Here is a 19,560-nt window from a genome sequence, read left to right on the forward strand (position 1 = left end):
GATGGACCATGCGCTGGAAGGCACCCCTGAACGCCTTCCAGGTCGCCTTCGAGGGCCGACTCACCCCGGCCAACGACTGACCACCTCAACAACCAAGATCAGCCGTTAACTTGACAGACCCGGTAATACGACGGTCTACCAGTACGCCCATCGTTATGGGCAGATTAGTGGATCGGCGTGCTTCATGTTCTGCATAACTGCCACCTATCAGGATGGCTACATAAGTAGCTCTTTCGGCGCAGGGGTGGGTCTCGGTGTTAGTGCGACTGCTGGGGGCGTTAGTGCGAGGCCGCATGAACAAAGCCCGAAGGGTTGGATGGGTTGCTTTGGAGACGGTTTCGGCGCCTGCTATGTCGGTGGCGTAAAGAGTGGTGAGGGTGATCAGAATGGACACGCGAAGACATACCACGGCGGGGGTGTTGGTGTGGGCGTCTCGTTGTGGGTAGGTGTGACATATAGTTGGGGTGGATGGAGGATTGGCACCCGTGATGGCTGGTTCTTCCCGGAGATGTAGGCGGAGGTGTCTAGATGTGGCGAGCCGTTCTCGGTGTCTTGTGGGGAACTGTGTTGGTCCTTGTAGGATCGGCCCTTGCGGCTAACTTCAAGGACGCCGCTACGAAGCATATAGATATGTCAATGCGTATGGTTGGCAGAGTCGGCCCCCCTAGGAGAATGGACTGGAGTGGCGAGCGACTTGCGCGTCGCCGTGCCCGGTTCATCGCTATCGATAGACTTCTTGGAGTCCTGATTATCTTGCTGGGGGTTGGGGCTTTGGGTGTCGGTGGTTATTTGTTGGCAATGCGGTTAGGGGATGGCATTTAGCCCAGCGTCGTTGTTATTCAAGTGGCAATGGAGGGAGCTGAGGAAGATGCCCGCCACACGCTGGCGGGCATCTTCCTCATGCATCCCGCGGGTGGCTGGCTTACGGGGACGTCCGTTATTCAGAGGACACCGCTACAGATCTTCCCGAGGGCTGGGCACCTGCGCACACGGCGATCTCGTCTGCAGGAAAACGACCTGATTATGGTGGATCGAGGTGGCTGTCCGCGCAGCCACGATGGCCGGGTCAGACCGTGCGTCCACGTACCGCTGGGACCGTTACGATCGGTCCCTGAGCTTGGGAATGTGGTTCGGATTCTGCCGAGTATGGTCCACCCGGGTTCAGGGCTCAGGCAAGGTAGCCATACGCCCGTTTTCAGGTGATCGCGAGTAGTTGTAGCGGTCGGTACGGGTTCCGGCTGTTGCGGTGTAGGGCTTTCGCGATGGTGGTGATGCCGGCCAGGCGGAGCAGGCTGATCGCGGTGTTGCGCAGGGTGGCCATGACACGGGGTGCGTTGCCGGTGCGCAGGCGGCTGGTGTCTTCGGCGTAGGTGGTCTTGGTGACGTAGCCGCGCTGCCCGTGGCCGTGGTTGTCTTCTTCGAAGTAGAGGCCGGTGGGGGCGCTGTATGTGGCTGGAGAGTTGTTGGCGTACGCAAACCCATGTATCTGCTGCGGGTCAGTCAAGCCCACGCTCAACCGATCAACTCAAGCTGAATACGTACATGTACTCGGCCTCCCCATGGCTGGCGAGGCCGAGTACACCGATGGTCGCTACATCGTTTCTATAGGTGGCCCGGGTCAAGTGGTGGTCGCTCACGAAGGAGCCCGAGGGATGCGACGGGGGTACGCCTCTCTCGGGCTCCAGCAGAAGGGCCTAGCTCACCTGGTGCGCGGGCGCATCACATTCCAGGTCACGAAGGCGCTCGCGGCGGTCGCCATGGCCAGGCAGCCGAGGACGGCCCAGGTCAGGGTGCCGCCGTTGAGGCGCATCGTCACCCGGGTCGCGGTCTCCGCGCTGAGGCCCGAGGCGACGCCGGCCAACGGTGGCAGGGTGGCGAGCAAACCCAGCATCGAGCCGATGATCACCAGCAGCCCGGTCTCGCTGACCGCGAAGCCGAGCAGCTGCCGGCGGGTGCCGCCGGCCGACTTCATCACCGCGAAGTCGGTGCGCCGCCCGTATCCCGCCATGGCCATGCTGTTGGCCACTGCCAGACCGCTGTAGCCCACCGCGACCACCGTGAGCATCATGGCCAAGCTGTCCGTCAGTCTGGCGTCGGTGTTGTACTCCTTCAGCGCGAACTGCTCGGCGTTCTGCAACCGGGCTCCCGCGCTGAGGCGTTGCGGCGCCTGGTCGGCGGCCATGAAGATGTTGTCGGTCAGGGCCGTCGGGTCGTGCTCACGAACCGTGTCCCGCGACAGCACGAACGAACCACGGGCCTGATCCGGCGGCAGCACCTGGGCGACCCGCAGCGGGGCGCTGAGGCCGTCGGCGAACCGTACGGTGACCGTCGAGCCGGCCTGTACGTTCAGGAACTTCGCCATGGCCGTGTCCAGCACCGCCTCGCCCGGTCGCGACCAGCGCGGATCCCGCGATCCGACCCCGTCGATCACGGTGTCGCCGCCGTCCGGCCGGGTCACGAACAAGCGGGTCGGCAGCGCGGCCCGGCCGACCGGGTTCTCCCGGACCACCGCGTCGCTCAGCCCGGGCGCGTTGCCGGGATCGATGAGCACCTGCCCGGCCAGTTGCTTGGTGGTCTCGGCGGGGTAGGCCATCCGCATGGTGTCGACCAGCCCACTGATCAGAACGGCGAAGCCCACCGCCACGATGACCGGGGCGGCAGTGGAGGCGGCTCGCCGGGTCGCGTTGAGCAGCTCGGCCCGGACGAGCATCGAGCCCGCGCCGGACGACCGGCGGGCGAACGGCGCGGTCGCCAGGCGTACCACCGGCCCGATGACGATCGGCGCCAGCAGCGCGGCGGCGGCGATCAGGCACATCGAGGTCGCGATCGCCAGGTTGACGCGGCGGTCCGCGCCACCGACAGCGGTCATGGAGGCCAGCGCCACGCCCAGTCCGAGGATCGCCAGCCCGGCGATCCACCGGCCCCTGCTCATCGGACGATGATCCGTCGCGGCGTCGAGCAGTGCCTCGATCGGCGACACCCGGGCGGCCGAGCGGCTGGCCACCCAGGCGCCCAGCACGGCGACCCCGGTGCCGACCGCGGTGGCGGCCAGCAGCGGCCACGCCGAGATGATGATCCGGGAGTCGGGAGGCGTGACCTCAAGCCGATCGAGCGACGCCAGCATGGCGGGCGCGGCGAGTATGCCGGCCAGACAGCCGACCACCGAGCCGAGCAGACCGACGATGACCGCCTCGCCGAGCACCATGCGGCGGATCTGGCGCGGGTCGGCGCCGATCGTCCGCAGCAGCCCGATCTCGCGACGGCGTTGCGTCGTTGCCAGGGCCAGGGTGGCGGCGACCACGAAGATCGTGGTGAACAGGGCCATGATCGCCATCGCGCCGATCAACTGAGCGCCCAGGAACCGTTTGTGCGTGATGTAGCCGGGCTCCACGACACCACGTGCGTCACCGGTCAGCGCGGAGCCGCCGTCGCCGACGATGCTGCCGGCCCGGTCGGCGATCTTCGAGACGGAGGAACCCGGTGACACCAGCAGCCCGATCGTGGTCACCCCGGTGTCCCGCCGAGCGGCCTCGGCGTCCGTGAAATAGAAGCCGTGACCATCGGCCGTCCCGCTCACCGTGTACGTGTGCACGCCGTCGGTGAGGCCGACCGAAAGAGCTGATCCGGCGGGCACTCCGAGGTCGGTGCCGACCACCACCTCGTTGTCGGACTGCGGCGGTCGGCCAGCGGTCAGCTGGTACGGCGCCAGCCGGGTGCTGGACCAGCCATGCCCGGCCTCCATCGCGGCCTCGTCGGCCACCGGCTCGTCGTCGGCGAAGGCCTGTGCATAGAAGTTGCGGTCGATGATCGCGGCCTCGACGCCGTCGATACCGTCGAGCTGCCGGACCAGGGCGCCGGCTTCGCTCTCGCTCCACGGCACGCGGTCCCGAAGGGCGCCGGCCTGGTCCGTCGCCTGGTTCGACACCACAAGAACCGGTGCGTCGGCCACTCGGGGCTGGGGCCGCGGCCGGCCCGAGTCGTAGAGGATGAAGGTGACGGCGATCAGGCCGACGCCGACGACGACGGCGAGGAAAGTGGCGAGGAAGGCCCGCCAGTGTTCCCGAATGTTCGCAGCGGCCAGCATCATGCCTCCAGCCGAGCCATCTGAGCGGCGATCTGGGCGGGCTTCGATCCGTCGGCCGGGTCGAGCTCCAAGCGGCCGGCGATCCGGCCGTCCTTCAGGAAAACCACCACGTCGGCGTACGACGCGGCGACCGGATCGTGGGTGACCATGAGAGTGGTCTGCGCCTGTTGGTCGACCAGCCGGCGCAGCAGCGACAGCACCTCACGCGAGGTCTTGGTGTCGAGCGCGCCGGTCGGCTCGTCGGCGATCAGCACGTCGGGCCGGGTGATCAGCGCGCGGGCCAGTGCGACCCGCTGCTGCTGGCCGCCGGAGAGCTCACTCGGCCGGTGCCCGGTGCGCTCGCCGAGGCCGACCGCGGACAGGGCCCGGGTCACCTCGGCGCGGTCGGGGCGGCGGCCGGCGAAGCGCAGCGGCAGCTCCACGTTCTGCGCCGCGGTCAGGGACGCGACCAGGTTGAAGGCCTGGAACACGAAGCCGACCCGGTCCCTCCGCAAGGCTGTTCTCTGGCGCTCGTCCATCCCGCTGATGTCCTCGCCGGCGACGAATATCTGCCCCGCGCTGGGCTCGTCCAGGCCGGCAGCGCACTGTAGGAGCGTGGACTTACCGGAGCCGGAGGGGCCCATGATCGCGGTGAAGGTGCCCGTCGCGAAGCCGATGGACACGCCGTCCAGCGCCTGAACCTCCTGTGTGCCCCGGTGATAGACCTTGTGCACAGCGCGGAGCTCGACCGCCGTCGTCACAGACGAATCTTGAGTCGCAGTCATGCCTTTGATTCGATCGCATCGGCCCTTCTGCGGGCACTGGTCCTGGAAATAGTCATTCTGGTAGAGCTCGCACTACCGTGCCGGCATCGGTCGTTGGCCTACCGTGGCGGGGTGCGAAGCTGTGGCGAGATGCGAAGCCGAACCGCCTGGCAGGCGATGGCCCTGCACCCGGTCGGATTCCTTGCCTCGGCCTGGCCCTGGCGAGCCCTGCTCTATCTAAGCTCGGGCGTGCTCGCCGGTGCCCTCACGATGTTCCTCTTCGTCGGGGTGGTCACCGCCGGCATCCTCACCGTCGTCGTGCTCGTCGGGGCCGGGCTGTTGCTGGCCGCTGCGCTGATGGGACTGCCCTTCGCACGCCTGGAGCGGCTGCGCCTGCGGCTGGTGGATCTGGATGGCATCCAGGATCCGCACCGGCCACCGGAGCAGCCGGGGCTGCGCGCATGGTTGTGTACCCGGCTGACGGAGTCGGCGACCTGGCGTGAACTGATCCTGATGGTGATCTCGCTGACCGCGCTCTGGTGGGTCGACGTCGCCGTGCTCGGCCTGGCCTTCGTGGTGCCGGCGCTGTGCATCAGCGCGCCGATCGACGACCCGTTCGCCTGGCCCTGGGCCGTGCTGGGCGGGTTACTGCTGCTCGCTGCACCCTATTCGCTGACCGCCTGGGCGGGCGCCCGCGCGACGCTGTGCCGGATCGTTCTCGCGCCCAGAGACGCCGAAGTCGACCCGGACCTGAAAGAGATCAGCGAGTCGCGGGCGCGGCTGCTCGACGCGTTCGAGGCCGAGCGGGCGCGCATCGAGCGCGACCTGCACGATGGCGCCCAGCAGCGGCTCGTCTCGCTCAGCGTGATGCTGGGCCTGATGGCCTTGGACGTGCCCGAGAACTCGCCGCTCCAGCGCGAAATCGAGTCGGCGCGGGAGCAGCTCGCCCTGGCGTTGGCCGACCTGCGCAACCTGGTCCGCGGGCTGAACCCGCAGGTGCTCACCGACAACGGGCTGGTAGCCGCGCTTGAGGAGGTGGCCAGCCGGTTCCCGGTGCCGGTCTCGCTCGACCTGCGACTCGCCGGACGGCTGCCACAGCCGGTCGAGACCGCCGCCTACTATGCCGTCACCGAGGCACTGGCCAATGTGGCCAAGCACAGCCGGGCCACCCAGGTCGAGCTGATCGGCCGGCACCACGCCGACATCCTCGTCCTGCAGGTCAGGGACAATGGCGTCGGTGGCGCGAACCCCTCCGCCGGGACCGGGCTGACCGGGCTCGCGGACCGGCTCGCCGTGCTGAACGGGCGCACGCGGGTTTCCAGCCCGCCGGGCGGTCCGACTCTCGTAATGATGGAGATTTCATGTCCCTTCGGGTGACCCTTGCGGAGGACTCCGCCCTCCTGCGGGAGGGGCTGGTGAGCATCCTCGGCCGGTTCGGGCACGAGGTCATCGACGCGGTGGCGGACGCCGACGCGCTGACCGAAACCGTCCAGTCCCGGCGCCCGGACATCATCATCACCGACGTCCGGATGCCGCCGGGTAACGCCAACGACGGACTGCGGGCAGCCGTACGGCTCCGCCAGTCCTTCCCCGGCCTGCCCGTACTGGTTCTCAGCCAGTACGTGGACCAGTCGTACGCGGCGCAGTTACTGGATTCCGACAACGGCGAGGGCGTCGGTTACCTTCTGAAGGACCGAGTCGGCGCGGTCGTGGAGTTCAACGCCGCGGTGGAACAGGTCTCAGCCGGGGAGACGGTCGTCGATCCCGAGGTGGTCCGCCAGCTGATCAGCCGGCGGCCGGACCCGAGGCAGCGGCTGACCGCCCGCGAGCTCGAGGTCCTCGCGCTGATGGCCGAGGGGCGCTCCAACGACACGATCGGCAAGCGGCTGCACGTCACGGACGCGGCGGTCAACAAGCACATCGGCAACATCTTCAGCAAACTCGACCTGCCGACCACGACGGAAGGCCACCGGCGGGTGCTCGCGGTGCTGACCTACCTGCGCAGCTGAGCCGCAGGGTCACCGAGCTCGGCAAGGCTGCCCGGTCGCCAGATCGCAGAACCCGCCGTTGAAGAAGAGCAGCGGCTCGCCCGCGTCGGGCGCGTGGTGGACGGCCACCACCTGGCCGATGAGGATCGTGGGGTCGTCGCCCGGCACCACGTCCCGGATGACCGAGTCGATCCACGTGAGGGCGCCGTCCCGGTGCGGTACGCCGGTGAGCGGTGACGCCTGCCAGTCCACTCCGGCGAACTTGTCTGGCCGGGAGGTCGCGAAGCGCCGTCCCAGCGCTTCCGAATCCGCGCACTGACGCGGTGGCCGTCGGCGGCGAGCCCTCCGGGCGGGGGTGGAGGTCGTCGGCGGCGACCTGACGGACCCGCCGTCGCTGAACGGCGTCGAGAACATGTATCTGTTCCCGGTCGGACGGACAGCGTGTGAGGTAGTCACCGCCGCGAAGCGGGCCGGTGTGTAGCGCATCGTCGTACTGTTCTGGGCGCTGGCCGACACCGACGACAGCGAGGACGGATGCATGACCTTGGCCGGTCGAGCCGCTGTCGTGTCGAGGCGCAGGCAGACCACTAAGCCCTTCTCATCCTACGTAGCGGTTGGCTTCGACGTGGTGCAGAACGAGGATGGCCGCCACGATCGGAGCCGCTCGATGTGGACAGCAGCGCAGCTTGTTCAGGATCTTTCAGGTCTTGAGGGTGGTGATCGCGCGTTCGCCGCGGGCGCGGTTGACGGCCCTTCTGCCGGCGTGACAGCTTCGGCTGGAAGCGGCGCCGCTTGAATGGCGTGCGCACGCTGCCACGGGTTCCTTGGTGGCCTTGTCGGTGAAGGTCAACACGTCTGCCCTGCTCAGTGCGTCGATGATGCCGTGGGTTCGGGCTGCGGTCAGGTCATGGACGGAACCGGGCAGCGCTGGCGAAGCCCAGACGAGCCGACCGGCGGCATCGGCGATGACCTGCACGTTCACGCCGTGGTGCTGGTGTTTCCCGGAGTGGTACGGCCGCTGGTCGGCGACCCGGTCGATCGGAATCGGGGTGCCGTCGAGGATCGCGTACGCCAGCAGCCGGATGCGTCGCATCGCGGTGTTCAGGTCGGCGGCTGCCGAGCTGAGGAGGGTATCGCTTCCTGGACGTAGCGCCAGGCGGTGGCGACGACGATGGTGAAGCCGGACGCGAGTCGGGTGTAGGTGTCGCCGTTGCGCAGATGAGCCAGGGCGAGCAGCGCTTGCCGGCCGGGGTCGAGGCGTCGCCAACGGGATTGGCGCTGCTTGCGGTTGCCGCGGATGCGTTCGGCAAGGTGGTTCAGGGTGCGGCTGGACAACGGAATCGTGGCGGGGTAGGACAGCATGGCGAGGCTCCCGGTCGGGGCTTCGAGTCTTGGTCGACAGCTGTCCTACCTGGAGCCTCGCACCCATCGATCACCGGGCCTGCCGCACCACCCTGAGCTGCAAGATCAGCTTGGAAAGGCTCAGTGATGGAGGAAACGATGGCAACCGGCGGGACGGTCACTTGCCGCGGAGGATGGGCAAGGGGCGGACCCGCAGCCAGTCGTCACCCACCACGACGATTGCTCCACTGCGCAGGTCGTCATCGACTGCGGCGAGGTTCGCCACCGGGATTGCGACGATCTGTGCGGCTCGACGACCGCTGATCCGCCGTACCAATAACACGGACGGTTCGCTGGCCCCGGAGGATGCCAGCAGAGTGCCGAAGTCGGCATCTGCTGAGATCAACACCCGCCGTTCCTGGCGTGTCCGATCCAGCACGATCTCATCCGACGCCGCCGCCAAGCCGTAGTCCCTGACGTGCTCGGCATCATGCCCCTGTATGCACAGACCTTCGGCCACCGCTGGCGACAGGTTGTTGTCGATCAGAAATCTCATGCCGCGCGATGTAGCGGCAGTTCCCGCTCCCGAACAGCCTCGGCGGCGAAGCGCAGCGCCTCCCAGACGTCATCGACAGTCAGGTCGGGCAACTCCGACACGATCTCATCCGCGCTCATGCCGTCCGCGACCATCGCGACGACCGTCGCAACCGGGATGCGTAGACCACGGATACACGGCGCGCCGCCCATCTGGGCCGGGTTGACGCTGATCCGTTCGAAGTTCATGACGGCATCGTAACCCGCCGTGACCTGATCCGACTCGACCAACCTGAGGAGCCCGGCTCGCCATCGCACCCCGAAGGATCCACGACAGCCATGACGATCGCGTGGTTGGCCGCAGCCCCGAATCGCTACCATGCTGGCAGTGTGGGGGTCAGGGGTTCGAGACCCCTCGGCTTCACCTCGCGTTTATGCAGGTCAATCGGCGTCAGTCATCGACTAGTGCTGATTGTTTGTGATCTTGTGGTCACAGCCGTGGTCACCCAGCGCCCCACACTGCACTTCGGTGATCGGTGTCGAGACTTCGTCCGAAACCTCCTCCGGCCAGGGATCTTTCGACTGCGCCGCCTGTTCGGGTGCTGTCGGGGCGGAATGTGGGGCGCAATACAGTGTGGTACCGGGGTGCCGGCTCGTACCGTCAGAGGCTGCCCCGACGGTGTGCTGGCGTACTCGATTGGTGCGCGGAGGGGTACGTAACTTCGTAAAGCCCAGAACCGTCGCCCGTAACGCCTACGGATTCCTCAACCAGGCTGTGCACGTGTGCGGCGACCGTCCGCCGCCACCGTGGACACCTCAACCCTGCTTGATGGTCGAACGCCAGGGTGGCCCCGAGCGCATGACTCCACCATGAGCTCGGGGCCTAGGCCGCAACTTCAGGAGGTGACAACCATCCCCGGCGACCTTTCTGGTGGGGCAGGTGTCGGCGCCTTGGCGTAGCTGGGAGGTGTCAGCGGGCGGGTTGGTGAACGCGGCGGTACTACTCGTTCCTGCCGCCAGCTTTTGTCACCGGGCTCGTCGGCGCTGGTTGCCGCTGGTCGGGCCGAGGGGGTTTCGGCTGCTGCCCTGGCCTCCGCCCCGCCGGTCGTGTCTCCTTTCGGACGACGAGGACGTCGAAGCGGCTGCCGAAGTTCTGGGATCCGGCATGCTGTATCGCCCCGAATTGAACGCGACTATGTTCGTCAGTCCTCGGGTGTTAATTCTGTTGATTAGATTCACGCGCTGATTTTCCAGCGTGTTTCTTGCGTTCTCGGCGGCGGCTCTGATGTTAGCCATCAATTGGTTCTGCACACCTGCGGAGTTTTGGTATAGAACTTGAATCTGCGCCTCGTTGAAGTTGTTTTCGTGGGCGAATTCCCTAATGTGTTCCTCGAACTGGTCGAGTGCTTCCTCACTACTTGCCAGCCTGTCGCTGGCCGCGACGATTTCTTGCGGTGGGTTTGCCCGGTCAAAGGACCGTCGCTCGTTGTCGGGTAGGGCGTCTCGTGCAGCCTCGAGGCCCAAGGCGTCAACCAGTTCCCGTGCCGTCCGTGGAGGTGGCGGCAACTCGTAGATATTGAAGTTTTCACCCTGATTTGGATAGCTCATCGCTGCCCCTTCGTAGTGGAAGACTGTCGGCATGACGAGCCGGGGGGCCGGAAGGTTCAGCTGACTGCTGGGTGAAGTTGAGCCGGGTGGTCCGGTCGACGTCGGCCGTCCGTGCGGGTGGGCGACTGTCGCCGGCCCACCCGCACGGACGACTCCGGTCAGCTGTCGCGCCAGGTGATCAGATTGTTGAAGACGCTCTCGGTGATGCGGGTGCCGTGGTTGTTGCTCGAATGTGGCCAGGAGCCGTACAGGCCGTACGCGTGGATCGCCATCACGCACTGCCCGACGCAGAACGAACTACCGGCGGCCCGGGTCTGGTAGACGGGGCTGCCGCTCTGGCAGCCGAAGGTGTCGTTCTGGTAGAACACCTGTCGGTCGTGGGTGACCGTGACGGTCTGCCCGGCGTGCCGCCACTGCTGCCCGAAAGTCTTGTCGCAGGGGTAGCCGCTGACGGTGGTGGCGGTGCCGGTCAGTGAGGCGCTCTGCCACCACATGCCGAACCAGCCGGTGCTGTTGCCGGCGGCGCAGCTCAGCCGGATGGCTCCGTAGTCATAAGTCACGTCGCCGTTCTGGGTCCAGCCGGTGACCGACAGGAGTTGGGTGGCGGTGCAGGTGCCGTACGGGGTCGACGTCCCGTTGCGTCCAGGGATGATCTGAAAGTCGCCACGCGGGTAGAAGTTGTTGCCGCCACCACCGTTCTGACCGCCGCCCGGGTGCACGCAGTGTCCGGCGGTGGCGATGATGTTCGGCCCGTAGAGCCAGCCGGTGCAACCCCAGGTTCTGCCGTTGGTGGTGCGGACGATCTGCACGATGGCGCTCGACGGGAACACGGTGGTCGGGTCGACGCGGACCCGGTTGTCGGTGCCGATGACACTCTGGACGCCGACCGAGCCGCTGACGGGTGCGGCGGGACGGGCGCCGACGTCGAAGCGGTTGCCTCCCGGTCCGGCCTTGCCGGTGCCGACCGACCCGGAGGTGCCGGAACCCCGTACGCCGTTGGGGGCCTGCTGCACGGTGGGTGGCGCGACGGCGGCGGGTACGGTGCCCGAGTCGGCGACGGCGCCGTGCGCGTCGGTGCGGGTGGTGGTGGTCGGAGCCTCGTTGGCCGGTGCGGCGGTGGCCGGTGCGGCGGCGAGTGCCGCCGCCAGGACGGTGGTGATCCCGATGCCGAGGATGATCCCCGGGCGGGTCCTGCTGAGCGGAGCGGATGTCACGAGAGCCCTCCTCATCGGAAGCTGGGTGCTTCCGATGGGCAAGCTAACTCGACCGGATTGATCCAAACTCGTCTCTGTCCGTCCGTCGACAGCATTACGTTCGGTTTCGGACAGATCACCGCTGGTGGTGGTCAGCAGACCAGGGCTGCGGTGGGTACGGCGCCGGGGCCGTCGTGTTCGACGGTGGAGAGATTGGCGATGGTTGTCTCCGCGATGTTGTGTAGGCCGTCCTCGGTGAAGAAAGCCTGGTGCCCGGTGATCAGCACGTTGGGAAAGGTGGTGAGTCGGGCGAAGTCGTCGTCACCGAGGACCCGTTCGGAGCGGTCCTCGAAGAACAGGTCGCTCTCCTCCTCGTACACGTCGAGGCCGAGGTAGCCGATCCGACCGCTCTTGAGCCCGTCGATCACCGCCCGGGTGTCCACGAGCGCACCCCGGCCGGTGTTGATCAGCATGACACCCGCACGGCACCGGGCGATCCGCTCGGCGTCGATCAGGTGCCGGGTGTCGGCTGTGAGCGGGCAGTGCAGAGTGACGATGTGCGACTCGGTGAGCAACCGCTCAAGCGGCACGTACTGCACCCCGGCGGCGGCTGCCGTGTCGCTCGGGCACGGGTCGCTGGCCAGCACCCGGCAACCGAAGCCAACCATGATCTGGGCGACGCAGACCCCGATCCGCCCGGTCCCGACGATGCCGACCGTACGGCCGTGCAGGTCGAAGCCGAGCAGGCCGGTGAGGGCGAAGTTGTGTTCGCGTACCCGGTTGTAGGCTCTGTGGATCTTGCGGTTGAGGGCGAGGATCAGGCCGACGGTGTGCTCAGCCACCGCGTGCGGTGAGTACTCCGGCACCCGCACCACGGTCAGACCCAGCTCACGGCCGGCGACCACGTCGACGTTGTTGAAGCCGGCCGAGCGCAGCGCCACCACCCGGACACCGACGTCGGTGAGCTGGTCGAGCACCACGGCACAGAGGTCGTCGTTGACGAAGGCGCAGACCGCGTCCGACCCCTCGGCGAGCCGGGCGGTCTGCGCGGTGAGTCTCGGCTCCAGGAACGTCAGCTCGTGGCCGGCCTTCTCGTTCGCCTCGGCGAGGAACGTCCGGTCGTACGGCTTGGTGCTGAACACTGTCACGCGCATGGGCCACCTCCCCCCTCACGCTAGGCCCTGCCTACGATCCGTGGGCAGGGTCCTTCGACCCTGTCGACCCTGAGGGGGAGGGTCAGGTCAACTGGGCCTCGATGTCGGCCAGGTCCTCGGCGGTCAGGTCGAGCCTGTCCACCGCTGCGATGTTCGCCTCCAACTGCGGCACGCTGCTGGCGCCGATGATGAGGCTCGTCATCCGCGGGTCGCGTAGTGCCCAGGCGAGCGCGAGCTGTGCGAGGGACTGACCCCGGCGCCGGGCGATGTCGGCAAGCCCACGGATGGTGGCCAGTCGCTGCTCGTCGAGGTCGCTCTCGTCGAGGAAGACGCTGGTGCGGACCCGGGAGTCGGCCGGGATGCCATCGAGGTAGCGGTCGGTGAGCAGACCCTGGGCCAACGGACTGTAGGCGATACAGCCGGCACCGACCCGCTCCAGCGTGTCGAGCAGCCCGTCCTGCTCGGTCCACCGGTTGAACATCGAGTACGCCGGCTGATTGATCAGCAACGGCGTACCGAGTTCGCGCAGAATCGTTGCGGCTCGCGCGGTCTGCTCGGAGGTGTAGTTGGAGATGCCGACGTAGCGGGCCTTACCGGAGCGGACGGCGGTGTCGAGCGCACCCATCGTCTCCTCGAGCGGGGTGTCCGGGTCGTACCGGTGGCTGTAGAAGATGTCGACGTGGTCCAGACCGAGCCGGCGCAGTGACTGGTCGAGTGAGGCGAGCAGACTCTTGCGGGAGCCCCACTCGCCGTACGGGCCGGGCCACATCAGGTAGCCGGCCTTGCTGGAGACGACCAGCTCGTCGCGGTACGGCCTGAGGTCCGTGGCGAGCATCCGGCCGAAGTTCTCCTCGGCGGACCCGGGCGGCGGGCCGTAGTTGTTGGCCAGGTCGAAGTGGGTGACGCCGAGGTCGAAGGCGCGCCGGACGATGTCTCGTTGCCGTTCGACGGGGCGGTCCGGTCCGAAGTTGTGCCACAGACCGAGCGAGATCACGGGCAGCCGAAGCCCGCTGGCTCCACTGCGCCGGTAGGTCATCTGGTCGTAGCGCGTGTCTGCGGCGAGGTAGGTCACGATCATGACCATAGCCCTTGGTGGGATGTTCCCCACACGGCGGCGTCGATGGTCGGTGACCAGGCGGTTCGCTGGGTGCGGGACGGGTCGTGGACGCTGTCGAGCTGAGCGGTTCCGTGGATCGATCGGCGGTTGACGTGCGGCTGTGACGGGTAGCGTCGTCTCATGCGTTACGTGCGTCTCGACACCCCGAAGCCGGTGTCCAGGATCGGCCTCGGTACATGGCAGTTCGGTTCGCGGGAGTGGGGATACGGCTCCGACTACGAGCGGCTGGCGGCGAACATCGTGCGGCGCGCCGTCGAGCTGGGCGTGACCCTCTTCGACACCGCCGAGGTCTACGGCTTCGGCCGCAGTGAACGGCTCCTCGGCGCGGCGCTGGCTGCCGACCGGGACAAGGTGACGGTCGCGTCCAAGATCTTCCCGGTGCTGCCGGTCTCCTCGGTGGTGCAGCAGCGAGCGGTGGCCTCGGCGGCCCGGCTCGGTGTCACATGCATCGACCTTTACCAGGTGCACCAACCCAATCCGGTGGTCAGCGACCACCGGACCATGCGTGGCATGCGCGCGTTGCAGGACGTCGGCCTGGTCGGTGAGGTCGGGGTGAGCAACTACAGCCTGCGCCGCTGGCAGGTGGCGGAGGTCGCGCTCGGCCGGCGGGTGCTCAGCAACCAGGTCCGCTACAGCATGCTTGACCGCAGGCCGGAGGAGGACCTTCTGCGTTACGCCGAACAGGCCGGCCGGTTGGTCATCGCGTACAGCCCGCTGGCGCAGGGCTTTCTCTCCGGGCGGTACGACGCGAACCGTCCGCCGGTCGGTGCGGTCCGTCGGGCCAACCCGTACTTCCTGCCGGAGAATCTGGCGCGCGGTGGCGCGCTCATCGAGACGCTGCGCCAGGTGGCCGCCGCGCACGACGCGACGCCGAGCCAGATCGCCCTGGCCTACGTGCTGCGTCACCCGAACGTGGCGGCAATTCCTGGTGCGTCGAGCGTGGAGCAGTTGGAGCGCAACGCCGCCGCCGCGGAGATCGATCTGACCGAGGACGAGTACGCCGCACTGGTCAATGCGGCCCGGGCGTTCCGCCCGGTCACCGGTCTCGCGGCCGTACCGAGGCTGATCAGGTCCCGGGCGCGCGGCTGAGCACCGTCTCCCGGTCCGCTGCCCGCATCGGGCGGCGGACCGGGTTGTCACGGCAGGTGACGGGCGTAGCAGACGGAGAGCGGCTCGCCGCGGTACGGCCCGAAGTTGTCGATGCGCTGGTAGCCCTCCCGTTCGTAGAAGCGCATGGCGTCGGGCTGGGCGGTGCCGGTCTCCAACAGCAGGGTGCGCACCCCGTTGTCGCGGGCGGCCTGTTCCAGGGCGTGCAGGATGGCGGTTGCGACGCCGGTGCCCCGGGCCGGCGGGCTGACGTACATCCGTTTGATCTCGGCGGAGCCGGCGGCGAGGAAGCGCAGACCGCCGCAGCCCACGGCGGTGCCGTCCGGCTCGCGGGCGACCAGGAAGATGCTCACCGTTGCGGCGGTGGGTGCTTCCCCCGGTTCGTGGTCGTCGCAGCCGTAGCGGGCGTCGAGTTCGGCCCGCTGAGCTGCGCGCAGCCGGGCGGCGTCGGGCGACTCGAAGGGTTCATGTTCGACGGAGAGCACCTGTCCCACCTTTCCGTAACGAGCGTTACCGTAACGTACGCTACGGTACGGGTCGTCGACCAGGGAAGGGACCCACATGGCCAGACGACGTGACCTCGCCGACCAGCAGCAACGCCTGTCGGCTGCCACCTGGTCGGTCCTTGCCGAACGTGGCCTGCCCGGGCTGACCCTGCGTGCCGTCGCCGAGCGGGCCGGCTGCACCACCGGGATGGTGCTGCACACCTTCGCCGACAAGCAGGCACTGCTCGTACACGCCCGCGAGCTGCTGCACCGGCGCACCGGCAGGCGCGCCGACGCCGCCCAGGCCACGGCCGCCGACCCAGTGGAAGCGCTGCGGGCAGTGCTGCTCCAGGCCGCCTCTCCCACCGAGGAGAAGCGGGAGGAAGCCCGGGTCTGGGTCGGCTTTCTCGCCGCCGCGCTCGCCGACCCGGTGCTGGCCGACCTGCACCGCGACTACAACCGCAGATTCGTCACCCGGGTCCGTGAGCTGGTCCGCGCCGCCCGGCCCGACTGGCGTCCGGTCCAGGTCACCGACACGGCCACCAGTCTGGTGGCCGTGGTCGAAGGGCTCAACGCCCTCGCCTGCCTGGACCCGGAAACCTACGACGAGCGAACCCAGCAGACCGCACTCGACGCCACACTCGCCCGGCTACGGGCCGAACCCTGACCAGGAGGCGGACCGGCAGGGACACCCACCCACAATTCATGATCGAGCAGCGCTGACGGGGGCGGGCTGCGCGCTAGCGTGGGCGAGGTGAGTGAGTCTTCGCCTGTTCCGCCGCTCCCACCGGCCGACCTGCCCGTCACGCTCGGCGCGCTACGCGCCGCCGGGCACCGGCACCGCACCGTCAAGCAGGAGCTACGCGACAACCTGCGGGCCAGGATGCGTACCGGCGCGCCCCGGTTCCCCGGCATCGTCGGGTACGACGACACGGTGCTGCCAGAGGTGGAGCGGGCGCTGCTCGCCGGGCACGACATGGTGCTGCTCGGCGAGCGGGGCCAGGGCAAGACCCGGCTCATCCGGGCACTGGCCACGCTGCTTGACGAGTGGACGCCGGTGATCGTCGGATCGGTGCTCAACGAGCACCCGCTACACCCGGTCACCCCGGCGTCGCGGACGCTCGTCGCCGAGGCCGGCGACGACCTGCCGGTGGGCTGGCTGCACCGCTCGATGCGGTACGGGGAGAAGTTGGCCACCCCGGACACCAGCGTGGGTGACCTGATCGGCGACGTGGACCCGGTGCGGCTGGCCCAGGGACGTACGCTCGGTGACCCCGAGACGATCCACTTCGGGTTGGTGCCGCGGACGAACCGGGGCATCTTCGCGGTGAACGAGCTTCCCGACCTGGCCGAGCGGATTCAGGTGGCGCTGCTCAACGTGCTCGAGGAGCGGGACATCCAGGTACGCGGCCACCAGCTGCGACTGCCGTTGGACCTGCTGCTGGTAGCCAGCGCCAACCCGGAGGACTACACGAACCGGGGCCGGATCATCACCCCGCTCAAGGATCGTTTCGGTGCGGAGATCCGTACCCACTATCCGACCGACCTGGAGCTGGAACTGGCCCTGATCCAGCAGGAGGCCGACCTGGTCGCCGAGGTGCCGGAACATGTGCTGGAGGTGCTGGCCCGGTTCGCCCGGGCGGTACGCGAGTCGCCGTCGGTGGACCCACGCTCCGGTGTCTCCGCCCGCTTCGCCATCGCCGCCACCGAGACCGTCGCCGCTGCCGCGCTGCGCCGGACGTGTCTGCTCGGCGCCGACTCGGACGAGGTGTCGGGCAACGACCCCTCCGCCACCGCAGGCGTCAGCGAGGTGCCCTGCCTGTCACCTGAGGCGGTGGCGCGGGTGGGGGATGCGGTGTCGGTGACGTCGACGCTGCGCGGCAAGGTGGAGTTCGAGAGCGGCGAGGAGGGTCGGGAGACCGAACTTCTGGGCCACCTGCTGCGTACCGCGACCGCGGAGACGTTCCGCGCCCGGCTGGCCGGGCTGGACCTGTCCGGTTTCACCGCACTGGTCGAGGAGGGGCAGGCGGTCGAGACCGGCGAGCTGGTGTCGGCGGCTGACCTGCTGCGCCAGGTGGGCACGGTGCCAGGGCTGGCCAAGGTGCTCGACCGGCTCGGTTTCGGCGACGCTCCGAGCGCCGGGCAGGCCGCGGCGGCAGTCGAGTTCGTGCTGGAAGGGCTGTACCTCAGCCGCCGGCTCGGCAAGGACGTCACCGATGCCGGGCGGACCCGTTACGGCGGCCGGGACTGAGATGACCGGCAACCGGTTCCGGTACGGGCAGTGGCGCGGCGGCCCTGATCCGCTCGCCCCGCCGTACGACGTGCAGGGCGCAGTGGACCAGGTCGGCGCGGAGGTGCTGACCGGCGGTAGCCTCCGGGACGCGCTGCGGGATCTGCTGCGCCGGGGTCCACAGGGGCGTGGCGGGCTGGACGGGCTGACCGCCCGCGCCCGCCGGCTGCGCCGTGAGGCGTTGCGCCGGGGTGAGCTCGACGGAGTGGTGACCCGGGCACGGGCGCAGCTCGACCAGGCGTTGGCCGCCGAACGGGACGAGTTGGCCCGGCGTGGCGACGAGGCGGCCCGGTTCGCCGAGACGGTTCTCCACGACCTGCCCCGCTCGACCGCGCAGGCGGTGCGGGACCTGTCCGACTACCGGTGGGCCAGCGACGAGGCCCGGCAGATCTACCAGCGGATCCTCGACGGGCTGCGCGACGACGTGCTCGGCCAGCGTTTCGCCGGGTTGCGCGACTCGGCGCGGTTGGCCGGTGACCCGGCGGTGCAGGGACAGGTCGCCGACATGGTGCGGGACCTCAACGCTCTGCTGGCCCGGCACGCTCGCGCCGAGGACACCACCGACGCGTTCGCCGAGTTCATGCGGCGGCACGGCGACTTCTTCCCGGAACGTCCGCGCGACGTGGACGAGCTGATCGACATCCTGGCTCGACGATCGGCGGCCGGGCAGCGGCTGCTGAACTCACTGTCGCAGCGGCAGCGGGAGGAACTTGCCGGACTGATGCGTGAGTCCCTCGGTGACCGGCTCGCCGGTGAGTTGACCACGTTGGAGGGGAATCTGCGGGCGTTGCGGCCCGACCTGCGCTGGGGGCGGGGCGAGCGGATGCAGGGCAGCCGCCCGTTGGGTTACGGCGAGGCGACCGGTGCGCTCGACGAAATCGCCGAACTGGACGACCTGCTCGATCAGTTGGGCCAGGCGCATCCGGGGGCGACCCTGGACGACATCGACGTCGACGCGGTGGCCCGGACACTGGGCCGGGACGCGGCCGACGACGTACGCCGGCTGCGGGAGCTGGAGCGGGAGCTGCGCCGGCAGGGTTGGGTGACCCGCGATGCCGACGGTCTGACCCTGAGTCCGAAAGCGCTGCGCCGTCTCGGTGGCACCGCGCTGCGACAGGTCTTCGCCGAGCTGACCGCCGGCCCCCGCGGCCAGCACGACCTGCGTTCGGCCGGGGCGGCCGGAGAGGTGACGGGGGCGTCGCGTCCCTGGGAGTACGGTGACGAGCAGCCACTGGACGTGGTGCGGACGCTGACCCGGGCGGTCCGTCGAGCGGGTCCGGGAGTGCCTGTCCAACTGGCCGTCGAGGACTTCGAGGTCGTCGAGACCGAGCGGCGGGCGTCAGCGGCGGTGGCGCTCTGCGTCGACCTGTCGTACTCGATGATCTCGCAGGGGCGGTGGGGGCCGATGAAGCAGACCGGGCTGGCCCTGGCCCATCTGATGGCGACCCGGTTTCCGCAGGACGCTTTGCAGATCATCGGGTTCGGCCGGCGGGCCGAGACGCTTACCCAGCAGGAACTGGCCGCCGTCGAGCCGGACATGACGCAGGGGACCAACCTGCAGCACGCGTTGCGGCTGGCTGGCCGGCACCTGCGACGCCATCCGGAGGCGGAGCCGGTGGTGCTTGTGGTCACCGACGGGGAACCGACCGCCCACCTGGACCCGGACGACGGAGAGGCGCTGTTCGCCTGGCCGTCGTCGCCGGAGACGATCGAGGCGACGGTTCGGGAGGTGGACCGGCTCGGCCGGATCGGGGCCACGCTGAACGTCTTCATGCTCGGCGACGATCCCGGCCTGCGACGCTTCGTCGACGCGGTGGCCCGACGCAGCGGCGGTCGGGTGTTCACCCCGGACGCCGACGATCTCGGCGAGTACGTCGTCAGCGACTATCTACGTGCCCGCCGGGGCCGCCGCTAGA

Annotated in this window: 17 protein-coding genes and 1 pseudogene; 6 read left to right on the forward strand and 12 right to left on the reverse strand. The window is 68.6% G+C overall.

The window, feature by feature from the left end; genetic code table 11:
• Positions 1-1,195 precede the first annotated feature (1,195 nt).
• From HCA58_RS23190 to HCA58_RS16850, 3 genes are all read right to left on the reverse strand, one after another.
• Positions 1,196-1,504: a hypothetical protein gene (locus HCA58_RS23190; RefSeq protein ID WP_205808932.1), complete on the reverse strand. Its 309-nt coding sequence runs from the start codon at positions 1,502-1,504 to the stop codon at positions 1,196-1,198.
• Positions 1,505-1,699: 195 nt separating this feature from the next.
• On the reverse strand, positions 1,700-4,084 hold the full coding sequence (locus HCA58_RS16845) for an ABC transporter permease (RefSeq protein ID WP_169598904.1): 2,385 nt from the start codon (positions 4,082-4,084) through the stop codon (positions 1,700-1,702).
• Positions 4,084-4,848 carry an ABC transporter ATP-binding protein gene (locus HCA58_RS16850; protein ID WP_169598802.1) on the reverse strand — a complete coding sequence of 255 codons (765 nt, stop codon included), beginning with the start codon at positions 4,846-4,848 and terminating at the stop codon, positions 4,084-4,086. Before HCA58_RS16850 ends, HCA58_RS16845 begins: the two co-directional genes overlap by 1 nt.
• A 129-nt stretch (positions 4,849-4,977) precedes the next feature.
• Here HCA58_RS16850 and HCA58_RS16855 point away from each other — a divergent pair, with 129 nt between their 5' ends.
• Both HCA58_RS16855 and HCA58_RS16860 read left to right on the forward strand, forming a co-directional pair.
• Positions 4,978-6,204, forward strand: coding sequence for a sensor domain-containing protein (locus HCA58_RS16855; protein WP_169598803.1), 1,227 nt, complete (start codon positions 4,978-4,980; stop codon positions 6,202-6,204).
• Positions 6,201-6,836, forward strand: coding sequence for a response regulator transcription factor (locus HCA58_RS16860; protein WP_346776030.1), 636 nt, complete (start codon positions 6,201-6,203; stop codon positions 6,834-6,836). Before HCA58_RS16855 ends, HCA58_RS16860 begins: the two co-directional genes overlap by 4 nt.
• Positions 6,837-6,845: 9 nt before the next feature.
• On the opposite strand, the gene HCA58_RS24080 is transcribed toward HCA58_RS16860, so the two are convergent.
• From HCA58_RS24080 to mgrA, 8 genes and pseudogenes are all read right to left on the reverse strand, one after another.
• A complete protein-coding gene (locus HCA58_RS24080; RefSeq protein ID WP_346776019.1) occupies positions 6,846-7,067 on the reverse strand; it encodes a flavin reductase in 222 nt (73 codons plus the stop codon).
• A 346-nt stretch (positions 7,068-7,413) separates the two neighbouring features.
• Positions 7,414-8,177: pseudogene (locus tag HCA58_RS16870) on the reverse strand (transposase family protein).
• 157 nt (positions 8,178-8,334) lie between these two features.
• The gene (locus HCA58_RS16875) at positions 8,335-8,712 is read right to left on the reverse strand and encodes a DUF5615 family PIN-like protein (RefSeq protein WP_169598806.1); all 378 of its coding nucleotides are present in this window, start codon (positions 8,710-8,712) and stop codon (positions 8,335-8,337) included.
• Positions 8,709-8,939: a DUF433 domain-containing protein gene (locus HCA58_RS16880; RefSeq protein WP_169598807.1), complete on the reverse strand. Its 231-nt coding sequence runs from the start codon at positions 8,937-8,939 to the stop codon at positions 8,709-8,711. Before HCA58_RS16880 ends, HCA58_RS16875 begins: the two co-directional genes overlap by 4 nt.
• 777 nt (positions 8,940-9,716) lie before the next feature.
• Positions 9,717-10,298 (reverse strand): hypothetical protein, encoded by a 582-nt coding sequence (locus HCA58_RS16885; RefSeq protein ID WP_169598808.1) that lies wholly within the window; start codon positions 10,296-10,298, stop codon positions 9,717-9,719.
• A 158-nt stretch (positions 10,299-10,456) separates the two neighbouring features.
• Positions 10,457-11,512 (reverse strand): trypsin-like serine protease, encoded by a 1,056-nt coding sequence (locus tag HCA58_RS16890; RefSeq protein WP_169598809.1) that lies wholly within the window; start codon positions 11,510-11,512, stop codon positions 10,457-10,459.
• Positions 11,513-11,643: 131 nt separating this feature from the next.
• Positions 11,644-12,645: a 2-hydroxyacid dehydrogenase gene (locus HCA58_RS16895; RefSeq protein ID WP_169598810.1), complete on the reverse strand. Its 1,002-nt coding sequence runs from the start codon at positions 12,643-12,645 to the stop codon at positions 11,644-11,646.
• Between the two features lie 82 nt (positions 12,646-12,727).
• Positions 12,728-13,723 carry an L-glyceraldehyde 3-phosphate reductase gene (mgrA, locus tag HCA58_RS16900; RefSeq protein ID WP_169598811.1) on the reverse strand — a complete coding sequence of 332 codons (996 nt, stop codon included), beginning with the start codon at positions 13,721-13,723 and terminating at the stop codon, positions 12,728-12,730.
• 159 nt (positions 13,724-13,882) lie between these two features.
• Here mgrA and HCA58_RS16905 point away from each other — a divergent pair, with 159 nt between their 5' ends.
• Positions 13,883-14,851, forward strand: a complete 969-nt coding sequence (locus HCA58_RS16905; protein WP_169598812.1) for an aldo/keto reductase — start codon at positions 13,883-13,885, stop codon at positions 14,849-14,851.
• Between the two features lie 47 nt (positions 14,852-14,898).
• Here HCA58_RS16905 and HCA58_RS16910 read toward each other — a convergent pair whose 3' ends face one another.
• Positions 14,899-15,354, reverse strand: coding sequence for a GNAT family N-acetyltransferase (locus HCA58_RS16910; protein ID WP_169598813.1), 456 nt, complete (start codon positions 15,352-15,354; stop codon positions 14,899-14,901).
• A gap of 76 nt (positions 15,355-15,430) precedes the next feature.
• Here HCA58_RS16910 and HCA58_RS16915 point away from each other — a divergent pair, with 76 nt between their 5' ends.
• The 3 genes from HCA58_RS16915 to HCA58_RS16925 all read left to right on the forward strand — a co-directional run bounded on the left by HCA58_RS16915 (position 15,431) and on the right by HCA58_RS16925 (position 19,559).
• Positions 15,431-16,021 (forward strand): TetR/AcrR family transcriptional regulator, encoded by a 591-nt coding sequence (locus tag HCA58_RS16915; protein WP_169598814.1) that lies wholly within the window; start codon positions 15,431-15,433, stop codon positions 16,019-16,021.
• A gap of 78 nt (positions 16,022-16,099) precedes the next feature.
• Positions 16,100-17,605, forward strand: a complete 1,506-nt coding sequence (locus HCA58_RS16920) for a sigma 54-interacting transcriptional regulator (RefSeq protein ID WP_346776020.1) — start codon at positions 16,100-16,102, stop codon at positions 17,603-17,605.
• 1 nt (position 17,606) lies between these two features.
• Entirely contained in the window at positions 17,607-19,559 is a 1,953-nt protein-coding gene (locus HCA58_RS16925) for a VWA domain-containing protein (RefSeq protein ID WP_169598816.1), read from the forward strand.
• Position 19,560 lies beyond the last annotated feature (1 nt).

Origin of the sequence: Micromonospora sp. HNM0581, from assembly GCF_012726175.1 — a bacterium.
GTDB lineage: Bacteria > Actinomycetota > Actinomycetes > Mycobacteriales > Micromonosporaceae > Micromonospora.

Coding starts and splice junctions, on each gene's coding strand:
- HCA58_RS16875 (WP_169598806.1), bottom strand. CDS start 8,712: ATGAGATTTCTGATCGACAACAACCTGTCGCCAGCGGTGGCCGAAGGT.
- HCA58_RS16925 (WP_169598816.1), top strand. CDS start 17,607: ATGACCGGCAACCGGTTCCGGTACGGGCAGTGGCGCGGCGGCCCTGAT.
- HCA58_RS16845 (WP_169598904.1), bottom strand. CDS start 4,084: ATGCTGGCCGCTGCGAACATTCGGGAACACTGGCGGGCCTTCCTCGCC.
- HCA58_RS16855 (WP_169598803.1), top strand. CDS start 4,978: ATGCGAAGCCGAACCGCCTGGCAGGCGATGGCCCTGCACCCGGTCGGA.
- HCA58_RS16915 (WP_169598814.1), top strand. CDS start 15,431: ATGGCCAGACGACGTGACCTCGCCGACCAGCAGCAACGCCTGTCGGCT.
- HCA58_RS16905 (WP_169598812.1), top strand. CDS start 13,883: ATGCGTTACGTGCGTCTCGACACCCCGAAGCCGGTGTCCAGGATCGGC.
- HCA58_RS16895 (WP_169598810.1), bottom strand. CDS start 12,645: ATGCGCGTGACAGTGTTCAGCACCAAGCCGTACGACCGGACGTTCCTC.
- HCA58_RS16885 (WP_169598808.1), bottom strand. CDS start 10,298: ATGAGCTATCCAAATCAGGGTGAAAACTTCAATATCTACGAGTTGCCG.
- mgrA (WP_169598811.1), bottom strand. CDS start 13,723: ATGATCGTGACCTACCTCGCCGCAGACACGCGCTACGACCAGATGACC.
- HCA58_RS16880 (WP_169598807.1), bottom strand. CDS start 8,939: ATGAACTTCGAACGGATCAGCGTCAACCCGGCCCAGATGGGCGGCGCG.
- HCA58_RS16850 (WP_169598802.1), bottom strand. CDS start 4,848: ATGACTGCGACTCAAGATTCGTCTGTGACGACGGCGGTCGAGCTCCGC.